The following is an 18,063-nucleotide window of genomic DNA, read 5'->3' on the forward strand; positions in this document are numbered from 1 at the left end:
GGATTGGAGCGGGCTGCATCCCATATAGGGTCTGTACCATGGTACGCAGTCAAGGGGTGCCGAACATGCCATCAGAACGCGCCAAAAGCGCATTGACCATCGCCGGCCTGGCGCGCGCCGGCAATGTCGGCGTGGAAACCGTGCGCTATTACCAGCGGCGCGGCTTGATCGAAACGCCCGAGCGCGGCGGCGGTGCCGGGCAGCGTGGCGCGATCCGCCACTATGGCGAAAGCCACGTGCGCCGCCTGCGGTTCATCCGTGCGGCGCAGGCGGCCGGGTTCACGCTGGAGCGGATCGGCGACCTGCTGGCGCTGGACGCGACGCACGATCGCGCCCGCGTGCGCGCCCTGGCCGCCGAGCAGATTGCCGCCCTCGATTCCCGGATCGCAGACCTGGAGCAGGCGCGGGCCGCGCTGCACCGCCTGGCGCAGGCCTGTGGCCATGGCGAGGCGGGGCCATGCCCCATCCTGACCGCATTCGAGCGTTAGGAAACAAGCACTTGCGCGGCGGGGCCGTGGGGCGGCGGGAACCAAAAGGAGCGCAAGTCATTGTTTTGGCGCGTCAGCCGCCATAGCCAAGGAGTGCCCCCATTCCCCTGATCGCCACCACGCCCGCCCTGCTTCCCGCGCCGCGACCCGGCCTGCTCTCCCGAGCCACCGTGTTCCTCGACATCGATGGCACATTGCTCGAACTGGCCGACGACCCCGACGCAGTGCGCGCCGATGGTGCGACGCGCGCGCTCCTGGGCGATCTGGCGCGACGGCTGGATGGGCGCTTGTCGATGGTGAGCGGGCGTTCGCTGGAACAGATCGATCGCATCCTTGGGCCGATCGCCCAGGCCCTGCCGGTCACCGGCAGCCATGGCCTGGAATACCGGTGGAACGGCGTGTGGGCGCGGCCCGAGCGGCTTCCCGTGCTGGAAGACGTGGCGCGCGATTTCAACACGCTTGCGCGCACCTGGCACGGTTGCTTGGTGGAAGAGAAATCATTCGGCGTGGCGTTTCATTGGCGCCTGGCGCCAGAAGCGCAGCAGCCGGCACAAGCGCTGGCCGTGCATCTGGCGCAGGCGCACGCGCTCAAGATCCAGCACGGCAAGGATCTGGTCGAACTGCGCATGCCCGGCGGCGACAAGGGCCAGGCGGTGCGCCGGATGATGGCGCGGCCCGGCATGGCGGGCACCCAGCCGGTGTTCTTTGGCGATGACCTGACCGACGAAGCCGGCTTTGCCGCTGCCCGTGCGCTGGGCGGCCACGGCGTGCTGGTCGGCGCGCGCGCGCTGGATGGCAGCAGCACGGCAGCCACCCTGTCGCTGTCTTCGCCCGCGGCGGTGCGTGCGTTCCTGCGCGACTTTGCCGATGGATCGCAGCCGGCATGAGCGAGGCAACGCGCGTCGCGAGCGTCGATCTCTGGCCGATCGGCAATTGCCAGGTGGCCGGGATGATCGACCGGACCGGCAGCCTGGTGTGGGGCTGCGTGCCGCGCCTGGATGGTGACCCCACGTTCTGTGCCCTGCTGGATGACAAGCCCGCCAGCGACCCGGCGGCGCTGGGCTTCTGGTCGATCACGCTGGAAGATGCTGTTGCCACCAAGCAGCATTATATCCGCAACACCCCGGTCCTGGTGACGACCCACACCGATGCCCAGGGCGGGGCGATCGAAGTGGTCGATTTCTGCCCGCGCTATAGGAACCACGGGCGGATGTACCGCCCCGTGGCCTTTGCCCGGATCGTGCGCCGCCTGGCCGGTAGCCCGCGCATTCGCGTGGCCTTGCGCCCGGCCAGCGAATGGGGCGCGAGCGTGCCTGCGCGCACCAGCGGATCGCATCATGTCCGCTATCTGCTGCATGACCTGACGCTGCGCCTGACCACCGATGCGCCCGTGGGCTGGGTGGCGGACGAGCGCCCGTTCCGGGTGGAACGCTCGCTGCATTTCTTCCTGGGCCCGGACGAAAGTTTTGCCAACGACCTGGGCCATGGCATGGAAGAGATGCTGGCGCGCACGATTGCCGAATGGCGACAGTGGACGCGCGGCCTGGCTACGCCACTGGAATGGCAGGACGCGGTGATCCGCGCGGCAATCACCCTCAAGCTGTGCCAGTTCGAGGAGACCGGCGCGATCGTGGCGGCGCTGACCACCTCGATCCCCGAGCATGCCGATTCGGGCCGCAACTGGGACTATCGCTTCTGCTGGATTCGCGATGCCTATTACACGATCCAGGCGCTCAACCGCCTGGGTGCGCTCGATGTGCTGGAAGGCTATCTCGAATATCTGCGCAACGTGGTGGAAGGCGCACGGGGCGGGCATATCCAGCCGCTCTATGGCCTGGGCGGCGAAGACAAGCTGACCGAGCGCGTGGCCGAAAACCTGTCCGGTTATCGCGGCATGGGCCCGGTGCGGGTGGGCAACCAGGCCTATGAACAGATCCAGCACGATGCCTATGGCCAGATCGTGTTGTGCAACACCCAGGCGTTCATCGACCGGCGGCTCTATCGCATGGCCGGCATGGCCGATTTCGAAGCGCTGGAAGCGGTGGGCGAACGCGCGTTCCAGGTGCACGACCAGCCCGATGCCGGCCTGTGGGAGCTGCGCACGCGCGCGCATGTCCACACGTATTCGGCGGCGATGTGCTGGGCCGCGTGCGACCGGCTGGCCAATATCGCGGCCGAACTCGTCCTGCCCGAGCGCGCCGATTTCTGGCAGAACCGGGCCGACACGATCCGCGCCACGATCGAATCGCGTGCCTGGCGCCCGGACACGCAGCGCTTTTCCGCCACGTTTGGTGGCGATGATCTGGACGCGAGCCTGATCCAGCTGCTCGACATGCGGTTCCTGCCGCCCGACGATCCGCGGTTCCAGGGCACGCTGCGCGCGGTGGAAGAAGGCCTGCGGCGGGGCAGCCACATGCTGCGCTATGCCAGCGAGGACGATTTCGGCCTGCCCGAAACCGCGTTCAACGTCTGCACGTTTTGGCTGATCGAGGCGTTGCACGCCACCGGCCGCGCCGCCGAAGGGCGCGACCTGTTCGAGGAAATGCTGGCCCGCCGCACCGCCGCCGGGCTGCTATCGGAAGATATCGACCCCGTTTCCGGGGAACTGTGGGGCAATTACCCGCAGACCTACTCGCTGGTCGGCCTGATCAATTGTGCCGGCCTGCTGAGCAAGCCATGGAGTGCCATAAGGTGAAGCGCCTGATCGTCGTCTCGAACCGTGTCCAGCCGCCCAGTGAGGACGAGCCGGGCAACCAGGGCGGGCTGACCGTTGCCTTGTCGACCGTGCTGCGCGAAAGCGACGGCATCTGGTTCGGCTGGTCTGGCGGGGAAACCGAGAGTTTCACCGGCCATATCAATTTCCAGAAATCGGCCGGCGTCACCACCGCCACGGTGGACCTGGAGCCGCAGGACATCCACGAATACTACGACGGCTTTGCCAACCGCACGTTGTGGCCGTTGTTCCACTATCGCGTCAGCCTGGCCGAATTCGAGCGCGGGTTCGTCGATGGCTATGAACGCGTCAACACCCGCTTTGCCGACACCCTGCTGCCGCTGATCGCCAAGGACGATCTGGTGTGGGTGCACGATTATCACCTGATTCCCCTGGGCCAGCGCCTGCGCGAGCGCGGCGTGGAAAACCGCATCGGCTTTTTCCTGCACATCCCCTGGCCACCGATGCGGCTGATGGTTTCGCTGCCCAATCACCAGGAACTGGTCGAATCGCTGTTCGCCTATGACGTGGTGGGCTTTCACACCGAAGACTGGCTGGAAAGCTTCCTCGACTATGTCCGCGCGCAGATGGACGCGACCGTGGGCGAAGACAACACCGTGACCTGGAACGGGCGCACCTTGCGCGTGGTGGCCTGCCCGATCGGCATCGATGCGCGCGAATTTGCCGATACCGCCAACGGCCCGGTGGCCGAGGCGATGCGCCGGCGCATGGAAGAAAGCGCCGGTGGCCGCGCGATGATCGTGGGCGTGGACCGGCTGGACTATTCCAAGGGCCTGCAGGAACGCTTCATCGGCTACGAGCGGCTGCTGTCGCAGCGGGCCGACCTGCACGAGCAGGTGTTCCTGCTGCAGATTGCGCCGCCCAGCCGCGAAGGCGTGCAGACCTACCAGGAAATCCGCGCCAGCCTCGATTCGCTTTCGGGCCGCATCAATGGCGAGTTTTCCAGCGTCGAATGGGTGCCGCTGCGCTACGTCAACAAGGGCTATCCGCGCGACGTGCTGGCAGGCGTCTATCGCGCCGCCAAAGTCGGCCTGGTCACTCCCTTGCGCGACGGGATGAACCTGGTGGCCAAGGAATTCGTGGCGGCGCAAGACCCCGAGGATCCGGGCGTTCTGGTGCTGTCGAACTTTGCCGGAGCGGCAGCGCAATTGACGCAGGCGGTGCTGATCAACCCCTACAGCCCCGAGGAAATCGCCGATGCCCTGGCGCTTGCCCTGACCATGCCGCTGGCCGAGCGCCAGGAGCGCTGGCGGGCATTGATGGATACCGTGCTCAAGGAAGACGTGATGTGGTGGCTTGCGCGGTTCATGGCGGCGCTCGATCCGTCGGAAGCGGGGGAATTGGCGCTGACGGAGGAATGATTTTCGCGGCGGCGGCGTGAAAACGGTGTGGCAGGGCTTGCCAAAGAGCGATCAAAGATATATCTTAATAATCGTTCGCAGGGAATATCGCATTCCCGGTGGGCCTCTCCCGCCAGGGGAAGCGTAAGCGTTAACGTCAATCAACGCGCCCACTGCCAAAGACAGGCTCTGCCCCGATGACCGACCACACCACCACTTCCGCCGCCATCGGCACCACCACCACAGCCGATGCGCCCGTGATCCGCCGCATGCGCCACGATACCGTGCGGCGCACTTTGCGCATCGCGCAGGTCGTGCGGCTCACGCCCAACATGATCCGTATCGTTGCCGAAGGGCCCGAACTGGCCGGCTTCATCAGCGGCGCGCCCGACGATCACGTCAAGATCTTCGTGGAGGGCGCCGATGGCGAGCGCGTGATGCGGGACTATACCCCTCGCCACCACGATGCCGCCGCCGGCACCTTGACCATCGACTTCTTCGACCACGAAGGCGGCCCCGTGTCAGACTGGGCGCGGGCGGCCAAGGTGGGCGATCCGATCAGCATCGGCGGCCCGCGCGGCTCGCAAGTGATCGAGGGGCCGATCGCGCACTGGCTGCTGGTGGGCGATGAAACCGCGCTGCCGGCGATCGGCCGCCGCGTGGAGGAACTGCCCGCGGGCGTTTCCGCCACGGTGATCGGCGCAGTGCCGGGCCCGGCCGACGAGCAGGCCTTTGCCAGTGCCGCCACCGTCGAAACGCGCTGGCTGCATCGCGATGCGGCCGCTGCCACCGATCCTGCGCCGCTGCTGGCCGCGCTGGCGCAAGTCGATCTGGCGCCGAACACGTTCGTGTGGATCGCTGCCGAAGCGGCCGTGGCCCGCGCAGCGCGCGAATACCTGGTGGGCGAACGCGGTCTGGACAAGCGCTGGATCAAGGCTGCCGGCTATTGGGTGGCGGGCCAGGCGGATAGCTCGGCCAAGAACCTGGGCGAGGATTGAGCGGCCATGGCCGCTGCTGCCGTTCGTGAAGCCGCACCCGCCGATGCCCAGGCCGTGATCGGCCTGTGGCAGGCGGCGGGCCTGACGCGGCCGTGGAACGATCCCGCCACCGATTATCATCTGTCGATGGAAAATCCTGCTTCGGCGGTCTTGCTGGCCGAAGTGGCGGGAGAACCGGCCGCCACGATCATGGTGGGTTATGACGGGCACCGCGGCTGGGTCTATTACCTGGGCGTGGCCCCGGCGTTCCAGCGCCAGGGCCTGGGCCGCACCCTGATGCGCGCGGCCGAGGAATGGCTGACCGCGCGCGATTGCCCCAAGATCATGCTGATGGTGCGCAGCGACAACCTGGCGACCAAGGCGTTCTATGCCGCGCTGGGCTATGAACCGCAGGCAGTGGAAACCCTGGGCCGGCGCCTGGATGGGCGTTGATCGGCTACTGTGTCAGCGCGGCCAGCGCGATGCGGCGATAGATGCGGGTCAGCACGCGCAAGTCTTCCATCGCCACGGCCTCGTCCTTCTTGTGCATCGTCGCGTTGCACAGGCCGAATTCCACCACCGGGCACAGTGCGCGCAGGAAGCGCGCATCCGATGTGCCGCCCGTGGTGGAAAGTTCCGGCGCCACGCCGGTTTCAGCCTCCACCGCCTGGGCGATCAGGCTGGAAAAGGCGCCGGGCAAGGTGATGAAGCTTTCGCCCGAGATGACCGCGCGTGCCGTGCCGCCATGGCGCGTGGCAATTTCGGTCACCCGGTCAACCAGGCCCTGGCCGGTGTGCAGGTCGTTGAAGCGGATCGACAGGCGCGCGCGGGCCTGGGCGGGAATCACGTTGGTGGCCGGGTTGCCCACCTCGATGTCGGTCACTTCCAGGTTCGAGGCCTGGAACCAGTCGCTGCCTTTATCCAGCACCAGTGCATCGAGTTCAGCGAGCATGGCGACGAGGCGCGGAATCGGGTTGTCGGCCAGGTGCGGATAGGCGACGTGGCCTTGCGCGCCATCCACCGTGAGCCAGATATTGACCGAGCCGCGCCGGCCGATCTTCATCATGTCGCCCAGGCGGTCGACGCTGGTGGGTTCGCCCACCAGGCACAGGTCGGGCAGGGCGCCCAATTCACGCATGCGCTCGATCAGGGCCACCGTGCCATAGCGCGCGGGGCCTTCCTCGTCTCCGGTGATCACCAGGCTGATCGTGCCGGCTTCAGCCGGGATATCGGCCAGCGCCGCCACGAAAGCGGCGATCGCGCCCTTCATGTCCACCGCGCCCCGGCCATAGAGCAGCTCGCCGCGCCGTTCTGCCGTGAACGGCGCGCTGGTCCAGCCCTGGCCAGGCGGCACCACATCGAGGTGCCCGGCAAAGGCGAAATGGCGGCTGCCGACAGGACCCTGGCGGATCGCCAGCAGGTTTTCCACCGGCCCATCGGGAGCCTCGCCCTCGACAAAACGATGCACGGCAAAGCCCAGCGGCACGACCATGGCTTGGAGCATGTCGAACACGCTGCCGGTGGCCGGGGTCACGCTGGGGCAATCGATCAGGCGCTCGGTCAGGACGACGGGATCGGCACTCATGCTTGGCTCGTTTCCTCGAACTGTTCGATGGTCCACTCCTCTTCCTCGGCCGCGTCGATCCAGGCCTGCATCCAGGGATGCTCCCACAGGGCCTGCATATAGGCGAGGGCAAAGCCGGGCACGCCCACGCCATAGGTGACGAAGCGCGAGACCACCGGGGCATAGATGATATCGGCCGCGCTGAACGTGCCGAACAGGAACGGCCCGCCCTGGCCGAACCGGGCGCGCGCCTCGGCCCACAATTGCAGGATGCGCACGATATCGGCGCGCACATCGTCGCGCACTTCGACCACGGCCTGGCGGCGGCGGATGTTCATCGGCATGTGCCCGCGCAGCGCGAAATAGCCCGAATGCATTTCCGCCACCAGCGAACGCGCCATGGCCCGTGCCGCATCGTCCTTGGGCCAGAACCGGTCGCGGCCAACCTTGTCGGCCAGGTAATCGATGATCGCCAGGCTGTCCCACACCACCGCCTCGCCATCCCACAGGATCGGCACTTTGCCCGATGAAGGCGCCAGGTTGGCATCGCGGCGCTTGGCCTCGTCCCAATCGTCGCCATAGAGCGGAACGGTGATTTCCTCGAAAGCCAGGCCCGATTGCCTGCACGCCAACCAGCCGCGCAAGGACCAGCTGGAATAGTTCTTGTTGCCGATGACCAGCTTCATGCGGGGGGCCTTTCGAGGGATCGCCTTTCCGCCTAGAGCCTGGGGCGCGGGCTGTCGAGGGTGTGCAGGCCCGCCCGCCCCTCCGTCAGCCCTGTGGGCTGGCACCTCCCCATCGGTGATGGGGAGGACCTGATCCTCCCTGACGAAGGCGGGGAGGGGGACCGCCGCGAAGCGGTGGTGGGAGGGGACTCAGACTGCCGCGTCGTCCAGCACGGCGCCGCGCAGGGCGGCGATGCCAAGGCCTTTTTCCGAAGACGTCACGCTCACATCGGGATGCGCGGCAATGTGCTTGCGCGCGGCGGCCTGCGTTTGCGCCACCACCTGCTCCAGCTCGCTCGCCTTGATCTTGTCGGCCTTGGTCAGCACCACGCGATAGCTGACGGCCGCTTCATCGAGCATCTGCATCATTTCGGTGTCCACCGGCTTGATGCCGTGGCGGCTGTCGATCAGCAGCAGCGCGCGCTTGAGCACCACGCGCCCGCGCAGGAAATCGCGCACCAGGCGGCGCCACTGTTCCACCACTTTGGGCGGGGCCTTGGCAAAGCCGTAGCCGGGCATGTCGACCAGGCGGAACAGCGTGGGCTGGCCCACTTCGAAGTAATTGAGTTCCTGCGTGCGCCCCGGCGTGACCGAGGTGCGCGCGAGCGACTTGCGGCCAGTCAGCGCGTTGAGCAGCGAGGACTTGCCCACGTTGGAGCGGCCGCAGAAGGCGATCTCGGGGAAATCGGGATCGGGCAGGAATTTGAGCTGCGGGGCGGATTTCAGGAATTCCACGCGGCCGGAAAAGAGCGCGCGGGCGCGCTCTTCCAGGGCCATCAGGCGCAGGCCTTCCGCGTCAGGTCCGGTTACACTCACTTGTTCTTGGGCTTTGCATTGGAGGGGGTGTTGCGCGCCGCGCTACGATCCAGGTTCTGCTGGTCCTTGGCCGCCTGCGCCTTCAATTGCGGGTGGCGGCTATAGAGATAGCGCTGCTGGGCAATCGTGAGCAGGTTCGAGGTGATCCAGTAGAGCAGCAGGCCCGAGGCGAAGGGCGCCATCACGAACATCATCATCCACGGCATCAGGCCCATGATCTGCTGCTGCGCCGGGTCCATCGCGGCGGGCTGCAGCTTGAACTGCAACCACATCGTCACGCCCAGGATGATCGCCAGCACGCCGATGGCCAGGAAGCTGGGCGGGGTGAAGGGCAGGAGGCCGAACAGGTTGAGCACGTGGAGCGGATCGGGGGCCGAGAGGTCCTTGATCCACAGCACGAAGGGCTGGTGGCGCATTTCGATGGTCAGCACCAGCACCTTGTACAGCGCGAAGAACACCGGGATCTGCAGGAAGATCGGCAGGCAGCCGGCCAGCGGGTTCACGCGCTCTTCCTTGTAGAGCTTCATGATTTCCTGCTGGGCCTGGGCCTTGTCGTCCTTGTAGCGTTCCTGGATCGCCTTCATCTTGGGCTGGAGCGCGCGCATGGCCGCCATCGAGGCGAACTGGCGCTGGGCCACCGGGAACATCATGCCGCGCACCAGCAGGGTGAGCAGGATGATCGCCAGGCCGAAGTTCTTCACGCCATGGAACAGCGAATCGAGCAGCCAGAAGATCGGCTTTTCGAACCAGCGGAACCAGCCCCAGTCGATCGACAGCGACAGGTGCGTCACCCCCTGCTTTTCGTAAGCCTCGAGGACGTTGTTTTCCTTGGCGCCGGCGAAGAGGCGCAGGGTCTGGCTTTGCGTCTGGCCCGGGGCCACGCTTGCGGCCGGCCAGATCAGGTCGGCGGCGAACAGGCTGTTGCCGAGCGAGCGGAAATCGGCGGTGGGCTTGGCGCCGCCATCGGCCGGGATCAGCGCCGACAGCCAGTAGATGTCGGTAAACCCGATCCAGTTGGCAGCGCCCGCCGGGGCAACCGATCCGGCCTTGGCCACATCGGTATAGTTGTTGGAGAAATTGACCGAGCCATCGAATGCGCCGATCGGGCCGGAATGGACCTGCCAGGTATCCTGGCTCATCGTCTTGTCGGTGCGGTTGATGCGCGCGAAAGGCGCGACCGAGGCGGCCGTGGGCGCGGCGTTGGTCACGCTCTGCGTCACGGTCAGCATGTAGTTTTCATCGATCGCATAGCGCAGGGCATACGTCTGCCCCGTGGCGTTCGACCAGGTCAGCGTCACCGGCGTGGCGGGCGTCAGCTTGGTGCCTTGCGCGGTGAACACGGTCTGCCCGTTGGGCGCGGCAATGCCGTTCTGGCCCAGCCAGCCCACTTGCGCGAAATGCTGCGCCGGAGTGCCGGCGGGCGAGAACAGGCGGACCGGGGGGCTTGCCTTGTCGATCGTTTCGCGGTGGCGCACCAGGGTGAGGTCGTCGACCACGCCGCCGACCAGGTTGATCGAGCCCTTGAGGCCGGGCGCATCGATCGCCACGCGATTGCCGGCAGACAGGGCCTGGCTCAGGTCCTTCTGTTCCAGCGCCACGTCGGCCGGGGCCTGCAGGCCGCCTTCGCGGGTGGGCTTGGCCGGCGGGCCGTCGGTGGTGGGGGCAGCCGGGTTTGCGGCCGGGGCACTGGCCACAGGCTTGCCCTTGGGCTGCGGATAGAAATAGGCGATGCCGTAATCCCAGCCGATCAGCAGCAGGCCCATCAGGACCACCGCCAGGATCAGGTTGCGCTGTTTCTCCACTGTGCCTCGCGTTTTGTTGAATTTAGCTGGTTGGAAAGGGGCGCCCTAGGGCACGGGATCGTAGCCGCAGCCACCCCAGGGATGGCAGCGCAATAGCCGCAAGCCGGCAAGCCAGCTACCCTTAATCGCACCATGCTTCTGCCACGCCTCGATCGCGTATTGCGAGCACGAGGGGGCATAGCGGCACGAGGGGGGCAGGATGCGGGAGGGGCCAAGCTGCCAGCCCCGGGCGATGAGGATGAGCAGGCGCTTCATGGGCTTTATCGGCCGTAAGCCGGCTTGGGTTCGGTGCGCGGGGCGTTCTTGCCGCCCGATTTGCCGCCGGGACGGTTTCCCGGCTTGCGCGGCGGATCGCCCTTGCCGGCGGCGGCGCGGGCCAGGGCCTGCACCAGTTCGCTGCGCAGCAGGGCGAAATCGCGTTCCACCCCGTTCTCGCGGCCGATCAGCACGTGATCGGCCCCGGCAATGCCAAGGCTGGGCAGCAGATCGCGCAGCAGCGCGCGAAAGCGCCGCTTCATGCGGTTGCGGACCACGGCATTGCCGATCTTCTTGGTGACCGTCACCCCAAAGCGCAGCGAGCCATCGGCGCGCGCAAGGGGGTTCACCAAAAGAACGAATCCGGGCCTTGCGACCCGGATTCCGCGATTGGCGGCGAGAAAATCCGCACGCCTGGCAATCGTGACCAACCGGGCACTGCACCGAGGAGATCGGGGCCGAGGAGAGGGGGCGAAATCCGCCCCTGCCTCATCCGACATGGTGCCCGGAAGGGACGCGATCAGGCCGACAGGTTCTTGCGGCCGCGAGCGCGACGGGCACGCAGCACCTTGCGACCACCGACGGTGGCCATGCGGGCGCGGAAGCCGTGGCGACGGGCACGCACGAGGCGGCTGGGCTGGAAAGTGCGCTTCATGGTTCAGCTCTTCTTCTTGTCTGGCGAATCGGAACAACAGGCACGCCGCCGCAACCGACGCCGAGCCGAAATCAGGGGTGGGCCGATAAGCGAGGCGGGGGCATCCGTCAAGCATTTGCCGCGCCCCCGTACCGCACCCGACCGCGCTTGCCGCATCGCGGGCAATTGTCTAGGTGGGGGCATGGTTGCCGACGAAACCGGGCAGGCCCACGCGTCGGGCCATATATGGCGCCGCAGGCCGGCGTGGCTGACCTTGGCCTTGTTTGCCGTGCTGGTGCTGGCATTGCTGGGCACCTTTGCGCTGATCTTTGCCACCGTGGATGCCGAGCGGGTGCAGCGCGAGCAGGCCGCGCGGACCAGTGCCGTGCTGGCCGCGCTTGATGGCATCGTGGCCGCCACGCTCAATGGCGAGACCGGGCAGCGCGGCTATTATATCACGTACGATCGTCGCTACCTGGAACCCTATGACCAGGGCCACGCGGCCTATCTTGCCGAAATACGCGCGCTGCGCCGCCGGCTGGGGCGCGAGATCGATCCGCAGCAGGCCGCCCTGGTCGACGAGATCGAGCGGCTGGGCGATGCCAAGTGGGCCGAAATGGCTGGCACCGTGGAACTGGTGCGGCGCGGCGAACTGGTCGAGGCGCGGGTGCGCACGCTGTCTGACGAAGGGCAGCTGGCGATGGAGGGCCTGCGCCAGGCGGTGGGCCGGCTGGAGCGCACCGAGCGGGCAAGGCTGGACGCGGCAACCGACAGCGCCGCCGTGGCCGAGGCGCGCGTGGTGCCCTCGCTGGGCCTGCTGGCGGTGATCATCGCCATCGCATTGGTGCTGGGGCTGTGGCAGGTGATCCGCACCGCGCAGGCGCAGGCCGCCGCAGCCAATGCCGCGCTGATCGCCGAAGCGCGCGATCGCGCCGACTTGCTGGCGCGCGAATTGAACCACCGCGTCAAGAACCTGTTCGCGGTGATCCTGGCGATCGTGAAGATGTCGGCCCGGGGCGACACCGCCGCCGCGCCGGCGGTGGACCGCATCGCCAAGCGCATCCACGCGCTGGTGACCGCGCACGACGTGACGCAGGGGCGGCTGGATGGCGAGGGCGAAGTGGACCTGGCCGACCTGGTGGCCAAGGCGATCGCGCCCTATCGTTCGGACAGCGAGCGTTGCAACCTGGCCGGGGGCGCCCTGGTGGTGTCGGGCCGCCATGCCGTGCCGCTGGGCCTGGTGCTGCACGAACTGGTGACCAATGCGGTCAAGTACGGCGCCTGGGCCGCGCCGGGCGGCCTGCTGGAGGTGCGCTGGGGCGTCGACGCGGACAAGACCGTGCGGCTTGTCTGGCAGGAACGCGCCGCCGCGCCATTGTCGCTGCCCGAAGACGGCGTGCCGGCGCGCGAAGGCTTTGGCTCGGCGCTGATTCGCAGTTCCGAACGGCAACTGGGCGGGCGGATCGTGCGGCGCTTCTCGCCCGAGGGCATCATGGTGGAGATCACCTTCCCCCACCGCTGAGCGCAAGGACGCCGGCAGGCGCGGTGGCTTGCCGGCGCCCACGCCATCGCGGGCGTGGCAGATGTCAGGGCCGGGGGGTGGTGCCGGCCCAGGTGGTCAGCGTCTTGAAATAGGCCAGCGTTTCTTCCAGCGCGCGATTGCCCAGGTCCGATCCTTCGGGCGGGAAGAAGCTGAGCTTGACGATCACCGTGCGCGTGGCGGGGTGGACATAGATGAACTGCCCCTGCAGGCCGAGCGCGGTGTAGGCGCCGGTATCATCCAGCTTCCACCACTGGAAGCCATAGCCCGAGCGGGCGAAGGGATCGGTCACTTCCGGCGGCGGGGGCGGCGTGCCGGGATCTGCGTTGGGGATCATCGCGGTGGACTGGCGCACCCACTCGGCCGGCACGATCTGGCGGCCGTTGAACCTGCCCTGGTCCAGCATCATCTGCCCCAGCCGGGCAAAATCGCGCAGCGTGGCGTTATAGCCCATGCCGTTCAGTTCGCGGCCCACCCCGGGCGCACCGTCGGCCAGCCAGTAGCCATAGGATTCCATGCCCATCGGCTGCCACAGGTTCTGCGCCATGAAACTGGCGAGCGGCTGCCTGGTCGCGCGTTCCAGGATCCAGCCCAGCACGCTGGTATCGAGCGTGGAATAGTTGAAATGGCTGCCCGGCTTCCACTTGCGGCCCAGGCGCGGGGCGGTATCGGCAAAGCGTTCGGTGTTGGCGACAATGGCGTTGAGGAAGATCTTGGCGGCCGTGCTGGGCGTGGCGCCGAAATCGTAGCGTTCCTCGTAATCCACGCCCGAGCGCATCTGCAGCACCTGGCGGATCGTGACCCCGTCATAGCCCGAACCCTTGAGTTCGGGGACATAGTCGGTGACCGGCTGGTCGATCGACTTGATCGCCCCCTGGTTCACCGCGATGCCGACCAGCAGCGAGGTGATCGACTTGGCCATCGAGAACGAGATGTAGTGCGTGGCAGCGTCGGTGTTGTTGCGATAGCTTTCGTGCACGATCTTGCCATCGCGCATCACCAGCATGGCGTTGGTGAAGGTGCGGTCTTCCCAGGCGTCCTCGCTCATCCGCGTGGTGCCCAGCACGGCGTCGGGCAGGGCCTGGTCCGCGCGCGGCAGGGCGGCGATGGGGCCGGAGCGGGGCACCGGGCGGGTCTGGAACAGCTGGTCCATGTTGTGGAAGGCCAGCATGTTTTCGGGCGCTTCGAGCATGTGGGTGCGCGCGGCGGCAAGGTTGGGCGGCACGGCGCCATTGGGCAGCACATGGGGCGGCGCGGTCTGCGCGCCGGCAGCGGCACTGGCGCACAGGGCAAGGGTGGCACAGGCAAACGGGAGGGCGGCCTTGGGGCGGAAAGCCATGACAGGGATACCTTCTGGATGATCGACAAGGGGGAAAGGGGGCCGGAAGCGTCAGGGTTGCTTCCGGCCCAGGCAGGCGGCGCCCCGGCCGGGGCGCCCAGTGAAACTTCAGGCCGGCATTACTGGCGCATCACCAGGGTGAGGCCGAACGTGCGCGGCCGCTGCGACAGGTTGCGATAGCTGCCCACGCCCGCCACTTCGATGGAGCGGGAGAGGATCGTCGTCTCGTTGGTCAGGTTGTCGACGAAGACCGACAGATCGTAGACGCCATGGCGCACCCCGGCGCGCAGGCTGGCATAGTGCACCTGGGGCAGGGGATAGGCGCCCGGATCATAGCCGCTGGTGCGCGGATCGGTGAGCGCGGCCATCTTGGCCTTGCTCTTGTACTGGTAATCGGCGCGCAGATAGCCGGTGGCCGCGCCCAGGCTGGTTTCATAGCTGGCGCCCAGCGTGGCGGTCCACGGGTGGGTTTCCAGGTGATCGCCCACCGCCGCGATCAGATAGCCGGGCGCCGGATTGGCCAGGCCGCTCACGTTCTGGGTGAGACGGGCATTGGTATAGGCCACCGTGCCGTCCAGCGTGAAGCCGGGCGCCACGCGGGCCGTGGCCTGAAGATCGAAGCCCTGGCTGCGCGCCTTGCCCAGGTTGGCGGTGAACTGCGCGCCGCAATGCTGGAGATAGACGTTCTGCTGGATGTTGCTCCAATCCACGTGATAGGCGCTCGCCGCCAGGCTCACCCCGCCCACGCGCGTCTTGGCCCCGGCTTCATAGCTCCACAGGCTGTCCGACTTGTAGGTGGAGGGCACATCGGAAAAGCCGAAGCCGGCCAGATCGGCGCCGCACTGGCTGAGCGGCACGGGCGCGTTGGTGCCGCCGATGCGATAGCCCTTGGCCGCCGTGGCATAGAGCAGCGTGGTGGGGGTGGCCTGCCAGTTGAGCGCGAACTTGGGCGTGACCGGGTTTTCGCTGACCGACTGGTTGTTCTGCAACTGGTAGCCCGAAACCGGCCCCTGGAACAGCGAGTTGCCTTCGAACTTGGTGTGCGCCACGCGCACCCCGGCGGTGACCTTGAGCGTGTCGGTCAGCTTGAGCGAACCTTCGGCAAAGCCGGCGATCTGCGCATCGGCGCCGCGTCCGTCACCGGCCAGCGAATACTTGCCATCGACCAGCGGCGTGCCCAGCACCACTTCGGGCGGGACACCGCCAAAGATATCGGCAAAATCGGGGTCATAGACCTGCTCGCCGAAATGCTGGACCGACTTGGCATAGAAGCCGCCCAGCACCCAGGTGAGCGCGGCGTTGCTGTCGGCCGATTGCAGGCGCACTTCCTGGGTAAAGGTGCGCTGGTCGTTGCGCATATAGGCTAGCGCCTTGTGATCGGTGCCCACCCAGGGGCTGCCGACGAACACGGCGGGCCAGATCGTGGAATAGTCGATCTCGCCGCTCTGGTCGCGCACATAGTAGGACGTGTTGCTGATCAGCTGCACCCCGCCCAGGTTGGCGCTGATGTTGAGCGCGGGCATGTAGAAGCGGTCGCGATCGGGCGAGCCATTGGGCGCGCCGCTGACGTACTTGCCCTTGGATGCGTCAGACTGGCTTTCCCACCACGGGCTGGTGTCGGCGTTGACGCGCTTTTGGTAATAGAGCGATGGGGTCACTTCCACGCCATCGACCGGCGCCCATTTCAGCGCGACACGGGCCACCTGGGTCCAGCTGGAATTGACGTTCTTGAGGTATGGCGCGTTGGTTACCACCGGGTTGGCGTTCTGCCGGTCGATCCAGCCGCCATCGTGGCGATACCAGACGCTGGCGGCGATCCCCAGCTTGTCCTTGATCAGCGGCGCGGTGATCGACACGCCCAGTTCGCCCGATGCCGCGCCGCCCTGCGTGGCCGCCGCTTCGGCCCGGCCATAGATGCGGGTATCGGTCAGGCTGGGCTGGGTGGTGATGAAGCGCACCGTGCCGCCTTCCGATCCGGCGCCGAACAGCGTGCCCTGCGGCCCGCGCAGCACTTCCACCCGCGCCAGGTCGAACACGGCGGGAAAGGCATTGGTGGTGGAATAGCCCACCACCCGGCTTTGGATCGGCGTATCGTCGATATAGACGCCGGTGGTGGCCGCACCCACGGTGGAGCTGACGCCGCGAATGGCGATGTTGGTCTGGTTGCCAAAGCCATTGGGATCGAACTGGATGCCCGGCGTCTGCCGCACGACCCCGGAAATGTCCTTGATCCCGCGCGCATCGAGCGAGGCCTGGCTGAGCGCGGTGACCGACTGGGGCACCTTGCTGAGCGTTTCGGCGCGGCGGGTGGCGGTCACCACGATTTCGCCGGGGGCGGTTTCGGCCGGGGCGGCGGCTGCAGCCGGGCTGGGGGCTGCGTCCTGCGCCAGGGCCGGCGTGCCGCTCCACGCCAACACGATCGCCAGGGCCAGCGGGGTGCCCCGGGCAACGGCGGTCTGCGATCGATGGAAGTGTTTGCGCTGCATCGTCTATCCCTCATCGTGCGGCGGTTGCGTCTGGCCCGTTCCGTCCAGCCCGTTCCGCCTTTGTCGCCACGATGATGAAGGGGTTGCAGGCCGGCCTGCACCTCCCATTTGGGATATAGACTGCGATCTCAGTTTGGTTGTGGAGAAATGGCCACGCGATGGCCCTGGCTGGACAGGGAATGCAGCACCAGGCGCACGAGATCGGCCTGCCGCCCCGTGCCGGTCTTGCCGAACAGCTGCTTGAGCTGGATGCGCGCGGTGCCAACCGTGATCCCACGGCGCGCGGCATAGTCGCTGAGCGTGGTGCCGGCCGCGAGCGCTGCGGCCAACTGGGCTTCGGCCCCGGTCAGGCGGAACAGCCGGGCCAGATCGGCAGGGGCCGCCTGCGTGCGGCGTTCGGGCGCGGCGATCAGCAGCAGCACTTCATCGCGGGCCGAACCGGAAAGGCCGGCCCCGATGCTGGCCCCGATACCGGCCTGGTTGGCGCCGGCCACGGCGCGCACGTGCAAGGGATCGTCGCCCGAGGTGCCGAGTGCCAGCACGTCGGCCTGGCCCGTGGCGGCATCGGCCACCAGCGCGCGCAGGGCGGCGTTGTCCGGCACGGCGGGCGCGGTCAGCACGCCGCCGCGCATCGTCAGGTGCGGATTGCCCGCCAGCACGGCCTCGGCCATGGGATTGTGCCAGGCCACGCGCATCGCGCGGTCGCAGGCCACCATGGCGAGGTCCGTGGCGCGCACGGCCTGTTCCAGCGCGCGGACGCGGCGCGCGGTTTCGGCGGTGTTGAGCCACAGCCGCACCGACTGGCGCAAATGCGGCAGCAGGGATTGCAGCACCGCTTCCTCGCCCGCATCGACATCGCGATCGTCGCCCGGCGCGCGATGGAACACCAACGAGAAGTGCGAGGTTTCGGTCAATCCGAAGCCCACCCAGAAGCCCGGCCCGACGCCGCACCGCGCCAGGCCTTCGCGCATGCTGGCGTGTTCGCGGTCGCTCAGGTCCAGGCTGCGGAAATCGCTGCCGATGCCGCTGTCGCTGCGGCGCGGTGGGCGGCGGTGAAAGCGCGGATTGGCGCCCGAATTGGCCCAGGAATCGTGCATCTTGGCATGTTCGAGCGACAGCGAATCGCGCGCCGTCCACACTTGTTGCAGGCAGGGGCGCGCCGAAGACAGCACTTGCGCCACCGCGCTGTGCACGCCCAGCCGCTCGCGCAGCAGATCAAGCACGGCCAGCCAGCGACCTTCCTGCTCGATCGAGCCATAGAGGTTGAGCAGCAGGGTATCGTCGAGATGCGTCACGGGCGGGCCATGCCTGGCAAGAGGGCGACAGATGACACGCAGTGTAACGGAGCGCCCGGCCATGGCAA

17 protein-coding genes are annotated in these 18,063 nt (G+C 67.4%); 7 read left to right on the forward strand and 10 right to left on the reverse strand.

What is annotated here, in order from left to right:
* The first annotated feature begins 65 nt into the window (after positions 1-65).
* The 6 genes from FHW94_RS11360 to FHW94_RS11385 all read left to right on the forward strand — a co-directional run bounded on the left by FHW94_RS11360 (position 66) and on the right by FHW94_RS11385 (position 5,992).
* Positions 66-488 (forward strand): MerR family DNA-binding protein, encoded by a 423-nt coding sequence (locus FHW94_RS11360; protein ID WP_246866072.1) that lies wholly within the window; start codon positions 66-68, stop codon positions 486-488.
* A 170-nt stretch (positions 489-658) separates the two neighbouring features.
* Positions 659-1,375, forward strand: coding sequence for a trehalose-phosphatase (otsB, locus tag FHW94_RS11365; protein ID WP_349237501.1), 717 nt, complete (start codon positions 659-661; stop codon positions 1,373-1,375).
* Entirely contained in the window at positions 1,372-3,183 is a 1,812-nt protein-coding gene (locus FHW94_RS11370) for a glycoside hydrolase family 15 protein (RefSeq protein WP_168555923.1), read from the forward strand. Before otsB ends, FHW94_RS11370 begins: the two co-directional genes overlap by 4 nt.
* Entirely contained in the window at positions 3,180-4,583 is a 1,404-nt protein-coding gene (locus tag FHW94_RS11375; RefSeq protein WP_349237502.1) for a trehalose-6-phosphate synthase, read from the forward strand. Before FHW94_RS11370 ends, FHW94_RS11375 begins: the two co-directional genes overlap by 4 nt.
* Before the next feature lie 176 nt (positions 4,584-4,759).
* Complete coding sequence (locus FHW94_RS11380) at positions 4,760-5,560, forward strand: siderophore-interacting protein (protein WP_168555925.1); 801 nt, start codon at positions 4,760-4,762, stop codon at positions 5,558-5,560.
* A gap of 6 nt (positions 5,561-5,566) precedes the next feature.
* On the forward strand, positions 5,567-5,992 hold the full coding sequence (locus tag FHW94_RS11385) for a GNAT family acetyltransferase (RefSeq protein ID WP_168555926.1): 426 nt from the start codon (positions 5,567-5,569) through the stop codon (positions 5,990-5,992).
* Between the two features lie 4 nt (positions 5,993-5,996).
* Here the strand turns inward: FHW94_RS11385 and dapE are convergent, their stop codons facing one another.
* From dapE to rpmH, 7 genes are all read right to left on the reverse strand, one after another.
* On the reverse strand, positions 5,997-7,124 hold the full coding sequence (gene dapE, locus FHW94_RS11390; protein WP_168555927.1) for a succinyl-diaminopimelate desuccinylase: 1,128 nt from the start codon (positions 7,122-7,124) through the stop codon (positions 5,997-5,999).
* The gene (locus tag FHW94_RS11395; protein ID WP_168555928.1) at positions 7,121-7,789 is read right to left on the reverse strand and encodes a glutathione S-transferase family protein; all 669 of its coding nucleotides are present in this window, start codon (positions 7,787-7,789) and stop codon (positions 7,121-7,123) included. The genes dapE and FHW94_RS11395 overlap by 4 nt, the downstream gene beginning before the upstream one ends.
* 189 nt (positions 7,790-7,978) lie before the next feature.
* A complete protein-coding gene (gene yihA / locus FHW94_RS11400) occupies positions 7,979-8,605 on the reverse strand; it encodes a ribosome biogenesis GTP-binding protein YihA/YsxC (protein WP_179506661.1) in 627 nt (208 codons plus the stop codon).
* A 35-nt stretch (positions 8,606-8,640) separates the two neighbouring features.
* Positions 8,641-10,446, reverse strand: coding sequence for a membrane protein insertase YidC (gene yidC / locus FHW94_RS11405; RefSeq protein ID WP_168555930.1), 1,806 nt, complete (start codon positions 10,444-10,446; stop codon positions 8,641-8,643).
* Between the two features lie 45 nt (positions 10,447-10,491).
* Positions 10,492-10,701 (reverse strand): membrane protein insertion efficiency factor YidD, encoded by a 210-nt coding sequence (gene yidD / locus FHW94_RS11410; protein WP_168555931.1) that lies wholly within the window; start codon positions 10,699-10,701, stop codon positions 10,492-10,494.
* A gap of 5 nt (positions 10,702-10,706) precedes the next feature.
* Positions 10,707-11,123 (reverse strand): ribonuclease P protein component, encoded by a 417-nt coding sequence (gene rnpA, locus FHW94_RS11415; RefSeq protein ID WP_168556107.1) that lies wholly within the window; start codon positions 11,121-11,123, stop codon positions 10,707-10,709.
* Positions 11,124-11,221: 98 nt separating this feature from the next.
* Positions 11,222-11,356 carry a 50S ribosomal protein L34 gene (gene rpmH / locus FHW94_RS11420; protein WP_109797087.1) on the reverse strand — a complete coding sequence of 45 codons (135 nt, stop codon included), beginning with the start codon at positions 11,354-11,356 and terminating at the stop codon, positions 11,222-11,224.
* Positions 11,357-11,537: 181 nt separating this feature from the next.
* Between rpmH and FHW94_RS11425 the strand changes: the two genes are divergently transcribed.
* Positions 11,538-12,857, forward strand: a complete 1,320-nt coding sequence (locus FHW94_RS11425) for a CHASE3 domain-containing protein (RefSeq protein WP_168555932.1) — start codon at positions 11,538-11,540, stop codon at positions 12,855-12,857.
* Between the two features lie 64 nt (positions 12,858-12,921).
* Here the strand turns inward: FHW94_RS11425 and FHW94_RS11430 are convergent, their stop codons facing one another.
* From FHW94_RS11430 to FHW94_RS11440, 3 genes are all read right to left on the reverse strand, one after another.
* Positions 12,922-14,214 (reverse strand): serine hydrolase, encoded by a 1,293-nt coding sequence (locus FHW94_RS11430; protein WP_168555933.1) that lies wholly within the window; start codon positions 14,212-14,214, stop codon positions 12,922-12,924.
* Between the two features lie 119 nt (positions 14,215-14,333).
* A complete protein-coding gene (locus tag FHW94_RS11435) occupies positions 14,334-16,700 on the reverse strand; it encodes a TonB-dependent receptor (protein WP_168555934.1) in 2,367 nt (788 codons plus the stop codon).
* 128 nt (positions 16,701-16,828) lie between these two features.
* The gene (locus FHW94_RS11440) at positions 16,829-17,995 is read right to left on the reverse strand and encodes a LuxR family transcriptional regulator (RefSeq protein ID WP_168555935.1); all 1,167 of its coding nucleotides are present in this window, start codon (positions 17,993-17,995) and stop codon (positions 16,829-16,831) included.
* Positions 17,996-18,063 lie beyond the last annotated feature (68 nt).

This window comes from Novosphingobium sp. SG720 (assembly GCF_012275365.1).
Lineage (GTDB): Bacteria > Pseudomonadota > Alphaproteobacteria > Sphingomonadales > Sphingomonadaceae > Novosphingobium > Novosphingobium rhizosphaerae.